The organism is Bradyrhizobium sp. UFLA05-89 (assembly GCF_059803475.1).
In genome coordinates this window covers 1-18934 of record NZ_JBANBA010000114.1, presented here as the reverse complement: position 1 = coordinate 18934, position 18934 = coordinate 1, and the positions used below count along the sequence as shown (strand labels likewise).

17 protein-coding genes are annotated in these 18934 nt (G+C 65.7%); 12 read left to right on the top strand and 5 right to left on the bottom strand.

Features of this window, described 5'->3' with window-relative positions; all coding sequences use genetic code 11:
• Nucleotides 1-230: 230 nt before the first annotated feature.
• A complete protein-coding gene (gene dnaK / locus SO139_RS37610) occupies nt 231-2132 on the bottom strand; it encodes a molecular chaperone DnaK (RefSeq protein ID WP_212372928.1) in 1902 nt (633 codons plus the stop codon).
• A 399-nt stretch (nt 2133-2531) separates the two neighbouring features.
• Here dnaK and SO139_RS37605 point away from each other — a divergent pair, with 399 nt between their 5' ends.
• Both SO139_RS37605 and pncA read left to right on the top strand, forming a co-directional pair.
• Nucleotides 2532-3470 carry a hypothetical protein gene (locus SO139_RS37605; RefSeq protein WP_449383670.1) on the top strand — a complete coding sequence of 313 codons (939 nt, stop codon included), beginning with the start codon at nt 2532-2534 and terminating at the stop codon, nt 3468-3470.
• Between the two features lie 264 nt (nt 3471-3734).
• A complete protein-coding gene (gene pncA / locus SO139_RS37600; RefSeq protein ID WP_449383686.1) occupies nt 3735-4457 on the top strand; it encodes a bifunctional nicotinamidase/pyrazinamidase in 723 nt (240 codons plus the stop codon).
• A gap of 149 nt (nt 4458-4606) precedes the next feature.
• On the opposite strand, the gene grpE is transcribed toward pncA, so the two are convergent.
• Together grpE and hrcA are read right to left on the bottom strand one after the other, a co-directional pair.
• Nucleotides 4607-5221 (bottom strand): nucleotide exchange factor GrpE, encoded by a 615-nt coding sequence (gene grpE / locus SO139_RS37595; RefSeq protein ID WP_449383671.1) that lies wholly within the window; start codon nt 5219-5221, stop codon nt 4607-4609.
• A gap of 99 nt (nt 5222-5320) precedes the next feature.
• Nucleotides 5321-6409, bottom strand: coding sequence for a heat-inducible transcriptional repressor HrcA (hrcA, locus tag SO139_RS37590; protein WP_027525143.1), 1089 nt, complete (start codon nt 6407-6409; stop codon nt 5321-5323).
• 183 nt (nt 6410-6592) lie between these two features.
• On the opposite strand from hrcA, the gene rph reads away from it, so the two are divergent.
• The 3 genes from rph to hemW are packed head-to-tail and all read left to right on the top strand — an operon-like array spanning nt 6593 to nt 9096.
• Entirely contained in the window at nt 6593-7306 is a 714-nt protein-coding gene (gene rph, locus SO139_RS37585) for a ribonuclease PH (protein WP_449383672.1), read from the top strand.
• Nucleotides 7307-7316: 10 nt separating this feature from the next.
• Nucleotides 7317-7952, top strand: coding sequence for an RdgB/HAM1 family non-canonical purine NTP pyrophosphatase (gene rdgB / locus SO139_RS37580; RefSeq protein WP_449383673.1), 636 nt, complete (start codon nt 7317-7319; stop codon nt 7950-7952).
• Nucleotides 7939-9096, top strand: coding sequence for a radical SAM family heme chaperone HemW (gene hemW, locus SO139_RS37575; RefSeq protein WP_449383674.1), 1158 nt, complete (start codon nt 7939-7941; stop codon nt 9094-9096). Before rdgB ends, hemW begins: the two co-directional genes overlap by 14 nt.
• 136 nt (nt 9097-9232) lie before the next feature.
• Here hemW and SO139_RS37570 read toward each other — a convergent pair whose 3' ends face one another.
• Complete coding sequence (locus SO139_RS37570; RefSeq protein WP_449383675.1) at nt 9233-10465, bottom strand: penicillin-binding protein activator; 1233 nt, start codon at nt 10463-10465, stop codon at nt 9233-9235.
• 239 nt (nt 10466-10704) lie between these two features.
• Here SO139_RS37570 and rsmI point away from each other — a divergent pair, with 239 nt between their 5' ends.
• From rsmI to SO139_RS37535, 7 genes are all read left to right on the top strand, one after another.
• A complete protein-coding gene (gene rsmI, locus SO139_RS37565; protein WP_449383676.1) occupies nt 10705-11682 on the top strand; it encodes a 16S rRNA (cytidine(1402)-2'-O)-methyltransferase in 978 nt (325 codons plus the stop codon).
• Entirely contained in the window at nt 11669-12076 is a 408-nt protein-coding gene (locus SO139_RS37560; RefSeq protein ID WP_449383677.1) for a YraN family protein, read from the top strand. The genes rsmI and SO139_RS37560 overlap by 14 nt, the downstream gene beginning before the upstream one ends.
• A gap of 10 nt (nt 12077-12086) precedes the next feature.
• Complete coding sequence (gene gshB / locus SO139_RS37555) at nt 12087-13031, top strand: glutathione synthase (protein WP_449383678.1); 945 nt, start codon at nt 12087-12089, stop codon at nt 13029-13031.
• A 480-nt stretch (nt 13032-13511) separates the two neighbouring features.
• Entirely contained in the window at nt 13512-14312 is an 801-nt protein-coding gene (cpaB, locus tag SO139_RS37550) for a Flp pilus assembly protein CpaB (protein ID WP_449383679.1), read from the top strand.
• 14 nt (nt 14313-14326) lie between these two features.
• Nucleotides 14327-15838 (top strand): type II and III secretion system protein family protein, encoded by a 1512-nt coding sequence (locus SO139_RS37545; protein ID WP_449383680.1) that lies wholly within the window; start codon nt 14327-14329, stop codon nt 15836-15838.
• Between the two features lie 34 nt (nt 15839-15872).
• Nucleotides 15873-16607 (top strand): CpaD family pilus assembly protein, encoded by a 735-nt coding sequence (locus tag SO139_RS37540; protein ID WP_449383681.1) that lies wholly within the window; start codon nt 15873-15875, stop codon nt 16605-16607.
• A 2-nt stretch (nt 16608-16609) separates the two neighbouring features.
• Nucleotides 16610-17896: a CpaE/TadZ family protein gene (locus tag SO139_RS37535; RefSeq protein WP_449383682.1), complete on the top strand. Its 1287-nt coding sequence runs from the start codon at nt 16610-16612 to the stop codon at nt 17894-17896.
• 168 nt (nt 17897-18064) lie between these two features.
• Here the strand turns inward: SO139_RS37535 and SO139_RS37530 are convergent, their stop codons facing one another.
• Nucleotides 18065-18832, bottom strand: coding sequence for a tetratricopeptide repeat protein (locus SO139_RS37530; RefSeq protein WP_449383683.1), 768 nt, complete (start codon nt 18830-18832; stop codon nt 18065-18067).
• Nucleotides 18833-18934: the final 102 nt, after the last annotated feature.

Sequence of the window (18934 nt, the reverse complement as noted above, 5' to 3'; positions counted from 1 at the left end):
CGGTCTAGTCGCAGTTCACGTCGGGGTGAAACAACGTCGCCACGCGACGATACGAGCGCCCTCGCGCCTTGCGGCAGAGGACTGCAAAGCAGCGTTCAGAATAGCGGCTGGGAGTTGATCGATCGTAACGGGGAGGCGCCCCGTTTGGCCCGGCGCGAAAGCCTCCCCCTGTCGGGGGAGGGCCGTCGCGTTATGGGTCCAAGCCATCCGCATCATGACCCTCGCGGGCTTTAAGCGGACTTCTTGTTGTTCTTGTCGTCGTCGACTTCGGTGAATTCCGCGTCGACGACGTCGTCCTTGGCAGCATCCTTCTTGGCGTCGGCCTCGGCCTGCTGCTTGTACATGGCTTCGCCGAGCTTCATCGAAGCCTGGGCCAGCGTGTTGGTCTTGGCCTTGATCGCCTCGGCATCATCGCCCTTCAGCGCTTCCTTGAGGTCGCTGACGGCATCCTCGATGGCGCGGCGCTCGGTCTCGGCAACCTTCGAACCGTGCTCGGCCAGCGCCTTCTCGGTGGAGTGCACCAGTGCGTCGGCATGGTTCTTCGCGTCGACCGCCTCGCGGCGCTGCTTGTCGGCCGCGGCATTGGCCTCGGCGTCCTTGACCATCTTGTCGATGTCGGCTTCCGACAGGCCGCCGGAGGCCTGGATGCGGATCTGCTGCTCCTTGCCCGTCGCCTTGTCCTTGGCCGACACGTTGACGATGCCGTTGGCGTCGATGTCGAAGGTCACCTCGATCTGCGGCATGCCGCGCGGGGCCGGCGGAATCCCCATCAGGTCGAACTGGCCGAGCATCTTGTTGTCGGCCGCCATCTCACGCTCGCCCTGGAAGACGCGGATGGTGACCGCGTTCTGGTTGTCCTCGGCGGTCGAGAACACCTGGCTCTTCTTGGTCGGGATCGTGGTGTTGCGGTCGATGATGCGGGTGAACACGCCGCCCAGCGTCTCGATGCCGAGCGACAGCGGGGTGACGTCGAGCAGCAGCACGTCCTTGACGTCGCCCTGGAGCACGCCGGCCTGGATCGCAGCGCCGATCGCGACGACTTCGTCGGGGTTGACGCCCTTGTGCGGCTCCTTGCCGAACAGCTGCTTCACGACTTCCTGGACCTTCGGCATGCGCGACATGCCGCCGACCAGAACGACTTCACCGATCTCACCGGCGGTGACGCCGGCATCCTTCAGCGCCTTGCGGCAGGGCTCGACGGTCTTCTGGATGAGGTCATCGACCAGCGCCTCGAACTTGGCGCGGGTGAGCTTCATGGTCAGATGCTTCGGCCCGGTCTGGTCCGCCGTGATGAACGGCAGGTTGATCTCGGTCTGCGTCGTCGAGGACAGCTCGATCTTGGCCTTTTCAGCGGCTTCCTTCAGACGCTGCAAGGCGAGCTTGTCGTTGCGCAGGTTGATGCCCTGCTCCTTCTGGAACTCGTCGGCGAGATAGCCAACGAGGCGCATGTCGAAATCCTCGCCGCCGAGGAAGGTGTCGCCGTTGGTCGACTTCACCTCGAACACGCCGTCGCCGATCTCGAGAATCGAAATATCGAACGTGCCGCCGCCGAGGTCGTACACGGCGATCGTGCCGGCCTTGGTCTTGTCCAGACCATAGGCTAGCGCAGCCGCGGTTGGCTCGTTGATGATGCGCAGCACTTCAAGGCCCGCGATCTTGCCGGCGTCCTTGGTCGCCTGGCGCTGGGCGTCGTTGAAGTAGGCAGGAACGGTGATGACGGCCTGGTCGACCTTCTGGCCGAGATGGGCTTCCGCGGTCTCCTTCATCTTCTGCAGGATGAACGCCGAGACCTGCGAGGGCGAGTAGGTCTGGCCGTCGGCCTCGACCCAGGCGTCGCCGTTGGAAGCCTTCACGATCTTGTACGGAACGAGCTTCTTGTCCTTCTCGACCATCGGGTCGTCGTAGCGGCGGCCAATGAGGCGCTTCACTGCGAAGAAGGTGCGCTCGGGATTGGTGACGGCCTGGCGCTTGGCAGGCTGGCCGACGAGGCGCTCACCGTCGTCCGTGACGGCGACGATCGAAGGCGTCGTGCGCATGCCTTCGGAATTCTCGATGACTTTGGCGTTCTTGCCATCCATTACGGCGACGCACGAATTCGTGGTGCCGAGGTCGATCCCAATGACCTTTCCCATGGTCCTGATATCCTTCTTTATTGCGGCAGGTTGGTTGGGCCCAGAAGGCACCCGATCCAAAACCCCCTAAGATCAAACATCCGCGATATTGCGATGGTTGAGGCTCATATAGGAGGGGGGGAGGGGCCCGCAAGGACCGAACGCAAGTTTCAGCCGCGAAAACATTGGGTTTTGGAAGATCATATCGGCCTTTGGAGGCCCTTGACGGTGAGGGTTTATTAACGGGTTCAGCGGTCAGCCGGACCATGCCCGGCGGTGCGCCCCACCCTGTTACGGCGCAGCCAAACCCGTTAAAAGTCCGGGCGGCCGGACAGCGCCGCCAGGGGCCACGCCCCGCGCGACAAAGGGGCCCGACGGCCCACCATCGAACGGCCTCAATGTGGACCAAGTAGACTAGCCATGAAATTGATACGCCCCCTCGCCGCGCTCGCCGTCCTCATTGCCTCCGCCGTTCCGGCCCTTGCGGCCGATGCCATCTTCCCGCCGGGCCTGCGCGTCGGCATGGTGCCGTTGATCGGTCTCTCCCAGGCCAAGACCTTTCCGGGCTTCGAGAGCGAGGACGGAGGCGTGAAGGTGCTGGTCACCGAGCTGCCGCCCGACGCCTATGGCGAGGTATCCAACGCCTTCAAGGCCAATCCCGGCGGCGCTGGCGGCATCAAGCCGGACAAGATCGAGACGCCGGCGGGCCTTGCCTATTACACCGTCGAGACCGGCAAGGCCGGCACGGCAACGGTGAAGCGCTATTCGATGATCGTGCCGGGCACCGGCTTCTCCGGCTATGTCGCCGTGCAGGTCCCCGAGAACGCCACCAAGATCTACTCGGACGACGCGGTGCGGCAGATGTTCGCCACCGCCGTCACGCGCAAGGAGGTGCCGGTCGACGAGCAGCTCGCGCAGATGCCGTTCAGGATCACCGATCTCGCCGACTTCAAGAACGTCCGCATGCTGTCGCCGGGCGCCAGCATCGTGCTCGCCGACGGCGACGAGACCACGGGCTTCGAGCCCAAGCCGTACATGATCATCGGCCTGATCGGTGCAACGCCGCAGCAGCCGGATGATCGCGCCCGCTTCGCGCAGGAGGCGGCGATGCAGATCCCCGGCATGCGCGAGTCCAGAATCACCATGTCCGAGCCGATCCGTGTCAACGGCCAGCCGGCCATCGAAACCCGGCTCGACGGCGTCAGCGGCAAGGACAAGACCCAGGTCACGGTGGTGCAGTGGATCCGCTTCGGCGGCGGCACGTCGCTGCGCATCATCGCCAGCGCCCCGCGCGACCAGTGGTCGGAGGCCTTCACGCGCTTCCGCGCGGTGCGCGACGGCATCCAGCCCAAAGGCTGACTGTCTCCACAATGGACAGTGCGCTCCCTCCCCCGCTCGCGGGGGAGGGTTGGGGAGAGGGTGTCTCCACAATCGAGAACCCCCAAGAGGATAGAGCCCTCACCCGGCGCCTTGCGCCGACCTCTCCCGCAGGCGGGAGAGGAGCACCGAGCCCTCGGCTCAAGCTCGATTTCTCACCAAAGCCGGCCGCATTTTCGAGCTTTTGTTCGTATACTAATGGAACTACGCTTTCCTTCCTGGTTCATCCTGGAGGGAAGACGTACGATACTGGATCGGCGCAAAGTACTCGCGGGCGTTTCCACTGTTGCTCTCGCGAGCCTCGTTTCAAGCAAGCTCTGGGCGGCGACGGCGATCAAGCCCGACGATGCCTCCGCGCTGCTCGTGATCGACGTGCAAAACTGCTTCCTGCCCGGTGGCAGCCTCGCCGTGAAGGAGGGCGAGCAGGTGGCGCCGATCATCAACAAGATCGCAAAAACGTTCGCCAATGTCGTGATGACGCAGGACTGGCACACGCCGGGGCACGTGTCGTTTGCCTCGGTCCATTCCGGCAAGAAGCCGTTCGAGACCATAGACCTGCCCTATGGCAAGCAGGTGCTGTGGCCCGACCATTGCGTGCAGGGCACCGACGGCGCGGCGCTGTCGAAGGATCTGTCGATCCCGCAGGCCGAGCTCATCATCCGCAAGGGTTTTCACAAGGACGTCGATAGCTACTCGGCTTTGCTGGAAGCCGACGGCAAGAGATCGACGGGCCTCGCCGCCTATCTGAAGTCGCGCAAGATCAAGCGCGTCTTCGTCGCAGGGCTAGCCACCGATTTCTGCGTCGCCTGGACCGCGCTCGACGCGCGCAAGGCCGGCTTCGAAGTCTATGTGGTGGAAGACGCCTGCCGCGGCATCGACAATCAGGGCTCGCTGGCCAAAGCGTGGGCCGACATGGCCAAGGCCGGCGTGAAGCGGATCCAGTCTGCGGATATCGCGGCCACGGCGTAAGCTATTTGACCCTCATGGTGAGGGGCGCGAAGCGCCGTCTCGAACCATGAAGGCCGAGCTGCAGCAGCGGGGCCTTCATCCTTCGAGACGCCGCGTTCCGCGGCTCCTCAGGATGAGGGTTCAGGTTTGTGTGCGTGGCGAAGCGCGGCTTACGCCGCGCCGTTCGACTCGTTGTTGTTGGCGGCGGCAGCGGCTTTCGCGCCGCCCTTGGCGACGCCGACCAGAGCCGGGCGCAGCACGCGTTCGCCAATGGTGTAGCCGGCCTGGACCACCTGAACCACCGTGCCCGACGGCACCGACGGATCGGGCACCTCGAACATCGCCTGCTGGAAGTTCGGATCGAACTTCTGGCCCGAGGGGTCGAACTTCTTCACGCCGTGCTTTTCCAGCGCGTTGAGCAGCGAGCGCTCGGTGAGCTCCACGCCCTCGATCAGCGCGGTCAGGCCGGGATCGGCATTGGCACGCGCCTCGGCCGGCACCGCATCGAGCGCACGCTGGAGGTTGTCGGCGATGTCGAGCACGTCGCGCGCAAAACCCGTGATGCCGTAGAGGCGCGCGTCGGCGACCTCCTTGGTGGTGCGCTTGCGTAAATTCTCCATCTCGGCCAGCGTCCGCAGCATGCGGTCGCGCGCCTCAGCGGCTTCCTTCTGCAAGACCTCGACCGAGCCGGGTTCCGGATCGTCGGGCATGATGTAGGGCTTCGACACCACGGGCTCGCCGGTCGGCGCAGTCGTGTCTTCGGGTTGCCGGTCTTGCTCGGTCATCGGCTGCCTTCTCGAACTCGTCTCAAGGGATTTTTCTCGCCGGGATATCGTGCTTTGCAGCGCGAAAATCAAGCACCCGTGATCAGGCGAAAACGGGCGTCAGCCACCCAGAAGGCGGCTGACGATACGGGCGGCATAGTCCACGGTCGGGATCACGCGGGCATAATTCAGCCGCGTCGGCCCGATCACGCCCAAGACGCCGACGATATGACCGGCGGCATCCCGATAGGGCGAGATGATCGTCGAGGAGCCCGACAGCGAGAACAGCTTGTTCTCCGAGCCGATGAAGATGCGCACGCCCTCCGCGGTCTCGGCGCGCCCGAGCAGGTCGATCACGCCGCGCTTGGTCTCGAGATCGTCGAACAGCAGCCGCACCCGCTCGAGATCCTCCAGCGCATGCAGGTCTTCGAGCAGATTGGCGTGGCCGCGCACGATGAGCTGGCGGTCCTCGTTCTCGCCGCCGGACCAGCTCGCGATGCCCGCCGCGATCACCTTCTGGGTGAGCTGGTCGAGCTCGGCTCGGGCCTGCCCGAGTGCGGTTTCCAGCTCCAGCCGCGCCTCGGCGAGGGTACGGCCGCGGATGCGGGCATTGAGGAAGTTTGACGCCTCGGTCAGCGCCGAGGACGGAACTCCGGGCGGCAGCGTCAGCACGCGGTTCTCGACCTGGCCATCCTCGCCGACCAGGATCACCAGCGCCCGCTCCGGTTCCAGGCGGACGAATTCGATATGCTTCAGCCGCGCATTGGACTTCGGCGTCAAGACTACGGCCGCGGCGCGGGTGAGGCCCGACAGCCGCGTCAGCGCCTCCTCCAGCGCCGCCTCGACCGACTGGGCGTGGCCGACGGTCGTGAGCTGGCTCTGGATCGATTGCCGCTCGGCCTCGTTGAGCTCGCCGACCTGCATCAGGGCATCGACGAAGAAGCGCAAGCCGAGTTCCGTCGGCAGCCGGCCGGCGGAGGTGTGCGGGGCGTAGATCAGGCCGAGCTGTTCCAGATCGGCCATGACGTTGCGCACCGAGGCCGGCGACAGCGGCAGCGCGATCAAGCGGGAAATATTGCGCGAGCCGACCGGCTCGCCGGTCGCCAGATAACTCTCGACGATTTGGCGAAAGATGTCGCGGGAACGCTCGTTGAGCTGGGCGAGGCCCGCGCGCGGCGCGATCAGATGAATCGGATCGTGATGGGCCACAGACGGTAACTCCTCTCAGATGCACATAATTTGTCCATCCAGAAGGCCCCTGACAAGCGCGTCTTTGGCCAATCCCCGGACGGCGTTTCGTTGCCCCCGGGGGAAAAGCCCTTGCCGGGCCCCCTTCCCCCTCCTACAAGCACCGCGAACAGCCTTTTCCCTGCGAGTTTTGGAGGATTTCCCATGCGGCCAAGCCGCCGTGCGCCCGACGAATTGCGCCCCGTGACGCTGGAGCGCGGCGTGGTCAAATATGCGGAAGGCTCCTGCCTGGTGAAATTCGGCGACACCCATGTGCTCGTCACCGCCACACTGGAGGAGCGCCTGCCGCCGTGGCTGAAGGGTCAGGGCCGCGGCTGGGTCACCGCCGAATACGGCATGCTGCCGCGTGCGACCTCGGAACGTACTCGCCGCGAGGCTTCTGCCGGCAAGCAGAGCGGCCGCACCGTCGAGATCCAGCGCCTGATCGGCCGCTCGCTTCGCACCATCGTCGATCTCGAAGCGCTCGGCGAGCGTCAGATCACGGTCGATTGCGACGTGCTCCAGGCCGACGGCGGCACGCGCACGGCCTCGATCACCGGCGCCTGGGTGGCGCTGGCCGATTGCATCAACTGGATGAAGACGCGCAACATGATCAACGCCAACGTGCTGCGCGACAACGTCGCCGCGATCTCCTGCGGCATCTATCAGGGCACACCGGTGCTGGATCTCGACTACGCCGAGGACTCCGAGGCCGAGACCGACGCCAATTTCGTCATGACGGGCGATGGCCGCATCATCGAGGTCCAGGGCACCGCGGAACGCGAGCCGTTTACGCAGGAGGAGTTCCTGTCGCTGATGGCGCTGGCCCGCAAGGGTGTCGCGCGTCTCGTGGACTTGCAGAAAATGGCGGTGGCGTAGTCAATAGGCCATGCACCGGCGAATCACAGGCAAGCTCATCATCGCGACCCATAATCCCGGCAAGCTTGCCGAGATGCGGGAGCTGCTGGCGCCGCACGGTGTCGAGGCGGTCTCGGCGGGCGAACTTGGCCTCGACGAGCCCGAGGAGACCGGCCACGACTTTCGCAGCAATGCCGCGATCAAGGCCATCGCCGCCGCGAAGGCAATGAGGCTTCCGGCCTTCGCCGATGATTCCGGCATCGTGGTCGACGCCCTCGACGGCGCACCGGGAATCTACAGTGCGCGCTGGGCGGGCCCGAAGAAGGATTTTGCCGCGGCGATGGCGCAGATCGAGCGCCTGTTGAGGGAGCGCGGCGCGACCGCGCCGGACAAGCGCAAAGCGCATTTCGTCTCCGCGCTCTGCGTCGCCTGGCCCGACGATCATCTCGAGGAAGTCGAGGCGCGCGTCGACGGCACGCTGGTCTGGCCGCCGCGCGGCACCGCCGGCTTCGGCTACGACCCGATGTTTTTGCCCGACGGCCACACGCGCACCTTTGGCGAGATGGAAAGCATCGAGAAGCACGGCCTCCCGCCATTGGGCCTTGGCTTGTCGCACCGTGCCCGCGCCTTCGTGAAACTTGCGGAGATCTGCCTTGAGCCGCGCTGACAGGGACGCCTTCGGCGTCTACGTGCACTGGCCGTTCTGCCTGTCGAAGTGTCCCTATTGCGACTTCAACAGCCATGTCCGCCACGCTGCGATCGACGAGGCGCGCTTCGCAAACGCCTTCGCCCGCGAGATCGAGACAACGGCCGCGCGCGCCCCCGGCCGCGAGGTTACCTCGATCTTCCTTGGCGGCGGCACGCCGTCGCTGATGCAGCCCGCAACCGTCGGCGCCGTGCTAGAGGCGATCGGCAAGCACTGGCGCGTCGCTGGCGATGTCGAGGTCACGCTGGAAGCCAACCCGACCAGCGTCGAGGCGACGCGCTTTGCCGGCTATCGCGCCGCCGGCGTCAACCGCGTCTCGCTCGGCGTGCAGGCGCTCGACGATGTCTCGCTGAAGATGCTCGGACGCCTGCACAGCGCGCGCGAGGCGCTGGATGCGGTTGCGATCGCACGCCGCTCGTTCGACCGCTACTCGTTCGACCTGATCTACGCGCGCCCGGACCAGACGCCGGCGATGTGGGAGGGTGAGCTCCGCCATGCCATCGACGAAGCCGCCGAGCATTTGTCGCTCTACCAGCTCACCATCGAGGAAGGCACGCCGTTCTTCGGACTGCACCAGGCCGGCAAGCTGAAGACGCCGGACGAGGCGGTCGCGCGCGCGCTCTATGACGTCACGCAGGAGACCTGCGACAAGCTCGGCCTGCCCGCCTACGAGATTTCCAATCACGCACGCCGTGGCGCCGAGTGCCGGCACAATCTGGTCTACTGGCGCGGCGAGGAATATGCCGGCATCGGTCCCGGTGCCCATGGCCGGCTCGACATCGACGGCATCAGGCACGCGACCGCCACCGAGAAGCGTCCCGAAGCCTGGCTGATGCGGGTCGAGACCAATGGCGACGGCGTCGTCACCGACGAGCTCCTCAACAGCGAGGAGCGCGCCGACGAATTCCTGCTGATGGGGCTGCGCCTCGCCGAAGGCATCGATCCCAAGCGCTATGCCGCGCTCGCCGGCCGCCCGCTCGATCCCCGCCGCATCGCGCTTCTGCGTGAGGAAGGTGCCATCACCGTCGACACGACCGGCCGCCTGCGCGTGACCAGCAGCGGATTCCCGGTGCTGGATGCGGTGGTTGCGGATCTCGCGGCGTAGCGAGATGTCGTAGGGTGGGCAAAGCGAAAGCGTGCCCACCTCTTCTGTCGCAATCGTGTTCTGTCGCAATCGTGGAGATATGGTGGGCACGGCGCGAAGAGCGCCTTTGCCCACCCTACGAGAGCTCCACTTGCGGCTACGCCCCAAAACTCTTCGGCGAGCCTGCGACCGCGACGCCGCCGCCGGTGGTCACCTTCATCACCGCTAATCCCCGCTCGTTGGTGCCGTCGGCGCGGAAGCGGAACAGGCCGTCGATGCCGGCGAAGCCGGACGGATTGGTGAGAACGTCCTGCGAGAAGCGCGTGGTGCCTTGCGTGCGCGCCAGCGCAGCGACGAGCGCCACCGCATCATAGGCGAGCGTCGCCGTACGCACCGGCTCGGCGCCATATTTCGTGCGGTAGCGGCCGGAGAAGGCGCGAAAGCCCGCCGGGTCCGGCGCGGCGTAAAGACCGCCCTGCAGCGCCTGGCTGGCATAGACGCGCGGATTGTCCCACAGGCCGGTGCCGAGCAGCTGGATGTTGCGCAGGTTGGCGCCGGCAGCGGTCAGGGCATCGGCCACCGCAACGACGGAATCGCCGTCATCGGCGATGAACAGCGCGTCAGCACTGCCGAGCGCCTGCGCGACGTTGCGCGCCGGGGTGGCGCGATCGCCGCCGAATTTCTCGAACGCAACCACGCGTCCGCCCCGCCGCGGCACCGCCGCCTTGAAGGCCGCCTCCACCACGTTGCCATAGGCATTCTCCGGCAGCAGCGCCGCGAAGGAGCGTTTTCCGATGCTGGCGGAATATTCGACGATGCGGTTGACGTCCGACTCGGGCAGGAAGCTCAACAGGAAGACGCCGCGGCCGGCGATGCTGGCATCGGTCGAGAATGCCATCACCGAGATGCCGCGCGAGCGCGCGACCTGCGCAACGGCCGGCACGGATTGGGCGAACAACGGCCCCAGAATGATCTCCGCACCTTCGTCGACCGCCTGCTGCGCGCCGCCTTGCGCGCCCTGCGGCGTGCCGTTGTCGTCCTTGATCAGGAGCTGGACGTTCGGGTTCTGGAATTCGGCGAGCGCCATCTCGGCGGCGTTGCGCATCGACTGCGCGGCGAGCCCGGCATTGCCGGCGGCCGACAGCGGCAGGATCAGGCCGACCTTCACCCCGCCGGTGCCGGCGGTGGTGGCCTGCTGCTGCGGCCCGGCAGGCCCCGGCTGAGGGGAGGATGAGCTGAACGGATTGGAAAACTGGCTGAGGCTCTGCTGCACGCCGGTGCAGGCCGAGAGCAAGGGCGCGCCGAGCAGGAGCCCGAGCGCGCTCCGCCGGGTCGCTCCCGACAATCGGGGCCCGGAGGTGGGAGACTTGGGGTAGCGCGGGCCCGGCATGGCAGCTCTTCGTAACGACCAGCCTATCCAGGCCCAGTCAGGACTTCACCTCCGCAAGGGAGGACGCGGATTGCAGCATATTGTCGGCAAATAGTTAACCAAAACAAAAGGATAATAACCGCTTAACGCGGCCGCCCCTTCACGATGGCAAGCTGTCCGCCGATTTTGCCGGGCTGCACCAACGCGGGCTTTTCGCCGCGAATATGGCGCAAGCGCGTCTCTCCCTTTAAGTATCCATTATGCGCGCAAAAGCCGCCCCGATAAATACGCCTGAAGGTGCGGCGGAACCCGCCGCGCGCGGTTTTGCCATTGGCACCCATCACTTTTCAGCCAGCAAGGCGGCGCCGGGCCTCTACCTCGTCGCCACCCCCATCGGCAATCTCGGCGACATCACCCTGCGGGCGCTCGAGACGCTCGCCGGCGTCGACATCATTGCCTGCGAGGACACCCGGATCACGCGGCGGTTGACCGAGCGTTACGGCATCGCCGCGCAGCTCAAACCCTATCACGAGCACAATGCGGAGGCTGCGCGGCCAAAGATCCTGCAGGCGCTGGCGCAGGGCGGCTCGATCGCGCTGGTCTCCGATGCCGGCACGCCGCTGATCTCCGACCCCGGCTTCAAGCTGGTGCGCGAAGTCTCTGCCGCGGGCCACGCGGTCTACGCGCTGCCCGGCCCGTCCTCGGTGCTGGCAGCCTTGTCGGTCGCGGCGCTGCCGACCGACCGCTTCTTCTTCGAAGGCTTTTTGCCGGCCAAATCAACCGCGCGCCGCAAGCGGCTCAGCGAGCTCGCCCGTATCGACGCGACCCTGGTGCTGTTCGATTCCGGCAATCGCGTGCAGGAGACGCTGGCCGATCTCGCCGACGTCATGGGCAATCGCGAAGCCGCGATCTGCCGCGAGCTGACGAAGCTGCACGAGGAGATCTCGCGCAGCTCCCTCAGCGAGCTCGCCGGCCGGGCCGATCAGCTTGAGACCCGTGGCGAATTCGTGCTGGTCATCGGCCCGCCGGCTTCAGATGCGCAGGAGATGACGCCGGATGCGCTCGACGAGCTGCTGCGCGAACAGCTCGCGATCAGCAGCCTCAAGGACGCGGTCGCGCATGCGGTCGAGCTCTCCGGCCGGCCGCGTCGCGAGGTCTATGCCCGCGCGCTCGAACTCGCCAAGAATCTGCACAAGGATCTGCACAAGAATTTGCGGGGCGATGATGGCGAAGACTGACGGCGCCCGGCCCGCCGAGCCAAAACTCCCCTCGCCCGAACGTGTCGCCGCGTTCCAGACCGGCATTTCCGCGGAAAGCCGCGCCGCGGCCTTCCTGATCGCCAAGGGCTATCGCATTCTGGCGCGACGCTTCCGCACGCCGCATGGCGAGATCGACATCGTGGCGCGCCGGCGCAACCTGATCGCCTTCGTCGAAGTCAAGGCCCGCGCCAGCCTCGATGAGGCCGCCTTCGCCGTGACGCCGCGCCAGCAGCAGCGCATCATCGATGCCGCACAAGGGTGGCTTGCAGCGCATCCCGAGCATGCCGAATTTGAATTGCGATTTGACGCCATGCTGATTGCGCCGCGGTCACTTCCGCGCCATGTGTTGGCGGCATTCGACGCCTCGACCTGAAAGGCAGCCCATGAAACTGAACGTCGCCGTCCAGATGGACCCCATCGCCCGCATCAACATCCGCGGCGATTCCACCTTTGCGCTGCTTCTGGAGGCGCAGAAGCGCGGCCACGGGCTGTCCTACTATACGCCCGACAAGCTGTCGCAGGTTGGCGACGAGCTGGTCGCACCGGTCCAGCTTCTGACCGTGCGTGACGAGCCCGGCAATCACTTCACCCTCGGCGAGCCCAGGCGCGAGGCGCTGAGCGGCTTTGACGTGGTGCTGCTGCGCCAGGATCCGCCGTTCGATCTCGCCTACATCACCTCGACCCATTTCCTGGAGCGCATCCATCCCAAGACGCTGGTCGTCAACGACCCCGCGAGCGTGCGCAACGCGCCGGAAAAGCTGTTCGTGATGAACTTTCCGCAGCTGATGCCGCCGACGCTGATCTCGCGCGACCTCGACGAGATCAACGCTTTCCGCGAGCAGCATGGCGCCGTCGTGATGAAGCCCCTGCACGGCCACGGCGGCGCAGCCGTGTTCCGCGTGATGCCGCAGGACATGAATTTCGGCTCGCTCTACGACATGTTCTCGGTGACCTTCAAAGAACCCTGGGTGATCCAGCAGTTCATTCCCGAGGTCAAGCACGGCGACAAGCGCATCATCCTGGTCAACGGCGAGTTCGCCGGCGCCGTCAACCGCGTCCCGGCGCCCGACGATCTCCGCTCCAACATGGTGCGCGGCGGCGCAGCGCAAGCAACCGACCTCACCCCGCGCGAACGCGAGATTTGTGAAACGGTCGGGCCGGCACTGCGCGAGCGCGGCCTGCTGTTCGTCGGCCTCGACGTGATCAACGACCGGCTCACCGAGATCAACGTGACCTCGCCCACCGGTATTCGCGCAATCTCCCGGCTCGGCGGGCCGGACGTCGCGGCGAAGATCTGGGACGTGATCGAGCAGAAGCGAAGCAAGTAATCCGCACGCGCTGTAACTCTCTCATGTCGTCCTGGACAAGCGAGCTCCTGGCAAACGCGCAGCGTTTGTCCAGAGCGAGCGCCGATCCAGGACCCATTACCCCAAAGGTTCGTCTTGAGAGCGGCTGTGGCCATCACCTCCTGCTGCAACATTTCGCTGGGGTAATGGGTCCTGGCTTACGCCAGGACGACATCGAGGGAAGATCGCCTTGCTCCGTCGCAACAAGCTTTCTCCTCGCGAGCTAACCACGCGTTCACCATGTCGCGTCACGCACAGACACAAAACCCCTTTTCCCTTGCGTGAATCTACGGAGTTATTTCTTTCCGAATAACGCGGCGTTCACCATGCAGCCAAAACCCGCTGCGTGACCGGCGATCACATTCGGCCTCGCAACACCCCTTATACTTTTACTGCCTACTCATCGACGACGGGGAACCCCGCCACGTGCGGTTCGAGCATCCCGCGTAAGAGTAGCAGCGTATGAATACCGCACGCATCGTCGTCCTCATCATCGCGCTCGGCGCAGGCGGCATCGCCGCGTATCTGGCGAGCAGCTATGACAACAGGCCGGCACCTGCGGCAGCGCCCGTGGCCGTGCAGCTGCCCACGGTCGAGGTTCTCGTCGCAAAATCCGACATCGGCCTTGGCCAGACCGTCAAGCAGGAAGACCTGCAATGGCAGACCTGGCCGGCGTCTGCCGCGAGCGGCAGCTTCATCCACCGCGAAGACCGTCCCGACGCCGTGAGCCAAATTGCCGGCTCGATCGCGCGCACGCCGCTGATGCAGGGCGAGCCGATCCGCGAGCAGAAGCTGGTGAAGGCCGACGGCTCGGGCTTCATGGCCGCGATCCTGCCCTCAGGGATGCGGGCGATCTCGACCGAAATTTCCGCCGAGACCGGCGCCGGCGGCTTCATCCTGCCGAATGACCGGGTCGACGTGCTTCTCACCCGGCGCGACAGGAACGCGGGCGCCAACGGCGGCGCCGATGTCGTGTCCACCGAAATCATCCTGTCCAACATCCGCGTGCTGGCGATCGACCAGGCACCGAAGGAAAAGGACGGACAGAACAGCGTCGTCGGCAAGACGGTGACGCTCGAATTGAAGCCCGAGCAGGCCGAGACGCTGGCCCGCTCGCGGCAGACCGGCCAACTGACGCTGGCGCTGCGCAGCATCGCCGACGCCAAGGTCGCCGACAAATCCGACGACGAACAACCCGCGAAGCGGGGAGCCAGCGTGAACGTTGTTCGTTACGGCGTTTCAAGCACATCGTCACAGAAGTGATGGGGATACCCGGGATGAAGAGTGGGGAGTATCGGAACGCGCTGCGCATTCGGGGGAATCGCGCGCGTTCTTTCGGGATGGGGATCATGCTGATGCTCGGCCTCGCCGCAGCACCGGCGATCGCGGCGGACGCACCGGTCGGCGACCAGACCCCGGTGCAGGCGCCTGACCTCGGCGTGTCACCGGTCGCAACGATCGCTCCGGCCAGGACACGCTTCCTCGCGCTCGGCGTCGGCAAGTCGGTGGTGATCGACCTGCCGCGCGAGGTGAAGGACGTGCTCGTCGCCGATCCCAAGATCGCCAACGCCGTGATCCGCTCCGCACAGCGCGCCTACATCATCGGCAGCGCGGTCGGGCAGACCAACGTCGTGTTCTTTTCGTCCGACGGCCAGCAGGTCGCCGCCTACGACATCGCGGTGAAGCGCGACCTCAACGGCGTGCGCGCCGCGCTCCGGCAGTCGATGCCGGGCGTCCAGATCGAAGGCGTCGGTGACGGCGTCATGCTGACGGGCTCGGTGTCGAGCCCGGTCGAGGCTCAGCAGGCCGGCGACGTCGCCGCGAAACTGGTCGGTAACGCCGACAAGGTCGTCAACAACATCGTCGTGCGCGGCCGCGACCAGGTGATGCTGAAGGTCGTGGTCGCCGAGATGCGCCGAGACATCATCAAGCAGATGGGCGTCGATCTCAGCGCCAGCCTGAATGCCGGCACGGCGGTCGTGAACTTCAACAATTCCAACCCGTTCACGGTGAGTGGCGGGCCCCTGGTCAGCGGCAACGGGCTTGGGCTGGGCGCCCTCTCCAAGGGATCGGTCACGGTCGCCGCAACCATCCGCGCCATGGAAAGCGCCGGTGTCGTGAAGACGCTGGCCGAGCCGAACCTGACCGCTATCTCGGGTGAATCAGCGACCTTTATCGCAGGCGGCGAATTCCCGATTCCGGGAGGCTACGCTTGCGATCCCGTCACGCATGTCTGCACCACGCAGATCTCCTACAAGAAGTTCGGCATCTCCCTGAACTTTACGCCCGTGGTGCTGAGCGAGGGCCGCATCAGCCTGCGCGTGATGACCGAGGTCTCGGAGCTGTCGAACACCAACGCGATCACCGTCTCGCAGTCGATCTCCTCGAGCACGACGAGCTCCGTCACGATCCCCTCGATCCAGACCCGCCGCGCCGAGACCTCGCTCGAGATTCCGTCGGGCGGCTCGATGGCGATGGCCGGCCTGATCCAGCAGCAGACCAAGCAGGCGATCAACGGCCTGCCCGGCCTCGACCAGATCCCGATCCTCGGTCAACTCTTCCGCAGCCAGGACTACGTGAACAACGAAACCGAGCTGATGGTGATCGTGACGCCCTATGTCGTGCGCGCGGTCGCGCAGAAGGAGCTGTCCCGGCCCAATGACGGGTTTGCGCCGCCATCGGATTCGCAGTCGGCGCTGCTCGGCCGCATGAACCGTCTCTACGGCATCGCGCACCACATCGATCCCGTCACCGGTTACCAGGGCGATTTTGGCTTCATCATCGACTGAGACGAACGAGCTTCAACACGAGGGGGATGAAGCGATGACGAAATTACCGGTCGATTGCCGCAAGAAGCTGCGCCTCGCGGTCGCGCTGATGGGCCTCGCCGTCACGCTCGGTGCGTGCAACACCACCGAGGAGGTCATCACCCAGACGGTGCCGACCGACTACCGGCAGCGCCATCCGATCGCGGTGCAGGAGGCCAAGCGCTCGATCGTGATCTTCGTCGGCCAGGCACGCGGTGGCCTGTCAGAAGCGCAGCGCGCCGACGTCATCGGCATCGCGCGGGACTGGGCGCATGAAGGCACCGGCGCCGTCGTGGTCGACGTGCCCGTCGACACCAGGAACGCCCGCGCTGCGGCTGCGACCTACCACGAAATCCGCTCGGTGCTGGCGGCCGGTGGCGTGCCCGCGCGCGGCATCGTGCACCGCGCCTATCGCCCCGATGATCCCGCCCTGCTGCCGACCATCCGCCTGAGCTACTCGAGGATCGCCGCGGTTGCAGGTCCCTGCGGACTGTGGCCGGAGGATACCGGGCCGTCGATCTTCGACCCCGGCTACAACGAGAACAAGCCATACTTCAATCTCGGCTGCGCGACACAGCGCAACCTCGCGGCGATGATCGACAACCCCGCCGATCTCGAGCAGCCACGCGCCGAAACACCCGCCTATGCCGAGCGGCGCGCGATCGCGTTCGAGAAGTACCGCAAGGGCATGCCGACCTCGACGACCTACCCCGACGCCGACAAGGCCAAACTCAGCGACACGGGCAAATGACAATGAGCGGCCAATACGAAGACGACGACGCTCCGCAGCATCCCGACGAGCACATCGCGCCGGTCCCGCGGGTCTCGGTGCAGGCGTTTTGCGAGACCGAGCAGACCTATGACGCGATCACGGCGGCCGGCCAGGACCGCCGGCTCGCGAAGGCCCATCTCACCGTCAAGGAGGGCGGCCTTGCGGCAGCGGTCGAAGCCTATGGCTCGATGCCGACGCCGAACGTGATCGTGATCGAATCCGACGGCACGCGCGACATCCTCGAAGGGCTCGACGATCTCGCCGGCGTCTGCGATCCCGGCACGCGCGTCGTCGTGATCGGCAATCCGAGCGACGAGGCGCCCTATCGCGAGCTGCTGCGTCGCGGCGTCAACGACTACGTGATCGGACCGGTCGAGACCATCGACGTCGTGCGCTCGATCTGCAGCCTGTTCTCGGCCTCGGAAGCCATCATCACCGGTCGCGTCATCGCCGTGGTCGGCGCCAAGGGCGGCGTCGGCGCATCGACGATCGCGCACAACGTCGCCTGGACCATCGCGCGCGATCTGGCGCTCGATTCCGTCGTGATCGATCTCGATCTCGCCTTCGGGACCGCGAGCCTCGACTACAACCAGGATCCGGTGCAGGGCATCGCCAACGCGGTGCTGACGCAGGAGCGCCCCGACACCGCGCTGATGGAGCGCCTGCTCGCCAAATGCACCGAGCGTCTCAGCCTGCTGGCAGCACCCGCCACCCTCGACCGCGTCTATGATTTCGGCGCCGAAGCCTTCGACGCCGTGTTCGATACGCTGCGGATGACCACACCCTGCATCGTGCTCGACGTGCCCCATCAATGGTCGGGCTGGACGCGCCGCGCGCTGATCAACGCCGACGACATCGTGATCGTGGCCGAGCCCGATCTCGCCAACTTACGCAACACCAAGAACATGCTGAGCGTGCTGAAGGCCGCGCGGCCCAACGATCGGCCGCCGCTCTACTGCCTCAACCAGGTCGGCATGCACAAGCGCGCGGAGATCGAGGTCAAGGCCTTCGCCAAGACCATGGAAAGCCAGCCGGTCGCGGTCATTCCCTTCGATTCAAGGCTGTTCTCGACCGCCGCCAATAACGGCCAGATGATCTCCGAAGTCTCCAAGAGCCATCGCACCGCCGAGACGTTCCAGAACCTCGCCAACCGGCTCGCCGGGCGCGGCGATGTCAAGAAGCCGAGGCAGTCATTGCTGGCGCCGCTCTTGAAGAAGCTGAAGCGCAAGCCGAAGCGCGAATCCGCGCCGCATCGCAAAGCGTCGTAGTCTTACTGCGTCACCAGAGCCTCATGGTGAGGAGCGCAGAGCGCGTCTCGAACCATGAAGGCCCGCATCTCACCCACGGCCATCCTTCGAGACGCGCGTTCCGCGCTCCTCAGGATGGGGAAAAGAGTGCTCATGACCCAGTAGAACTAGGTTGGCGCTCGGGCGACGCTACTTCTCCGCCCGCTGCTGCTTCTTGGCGAGGAGCTGCCGCAGCGCCGTGACCTTGGCCTGGGCCTCGTCCGGCGGCAGATCGGCCTTCACGATGCCCTCGGCTTCGGCCTGACGACCCTGTAGTCCAACCACGAGCGCGAGATTGGCCCGCACCCGCGCATCCTGCGGCGCGCGCTCATGGGCACGGCGCAGCGTCTCCTCCGCCTTGGGCAGATTGTTCTGCAGCACGTAGGACAGGCCGAGATTGGACAGCACCGACGGCTCGTCCGGCACGATCTTCAAGGCGCTGCCGTAATATTGCTGCGCCTCCTCGTTGCGACCAAGCTGATCGAGCACCGCGCCTTGCGCCGACAGGATATGCCAGTCGGGATCCTCCGGCGTATGCGCGCGGCTCAGCACATCGAAGGCCTGCTGGAAATTGCCGCTGTCGGCGAGCGCGCGGCCATAGGCTGCAAGCAGCGGCTTGTTGCTCGAGTGGGTGAGCACGGCCTGCTCGAGCACGGCGACGGCCTGCGAGCGCTGGCCGTTCTCGCGCAACGCCTTGCCGTATTGCAGCGCGATCTCGGGATCGCTCGGGGTCGCCCGGTAGCGCTCGCGCAAGGCGTCCATATCGGGCTTGGCCTCGTGGGCCTTTTCCGACGTGGCGCCGAGCGCGCCGGTGATGTCCTCGAGTCCCGTGGTCTGGCAGCCGCAAAGTCCGAGCGCGAAAAGCGCGGGCAACAGCCATCGTGCCGGGGAAGCGACAAGGGACGAACGCTGGGACATACTCTGATCTACCGTCGGCGACTGATCAGAGATGCTTTCCCGATTAACGCTAATTTCCCGTTAAGGACGGGCGACCCGGCCGCCCCAATCGATCTCAATCGA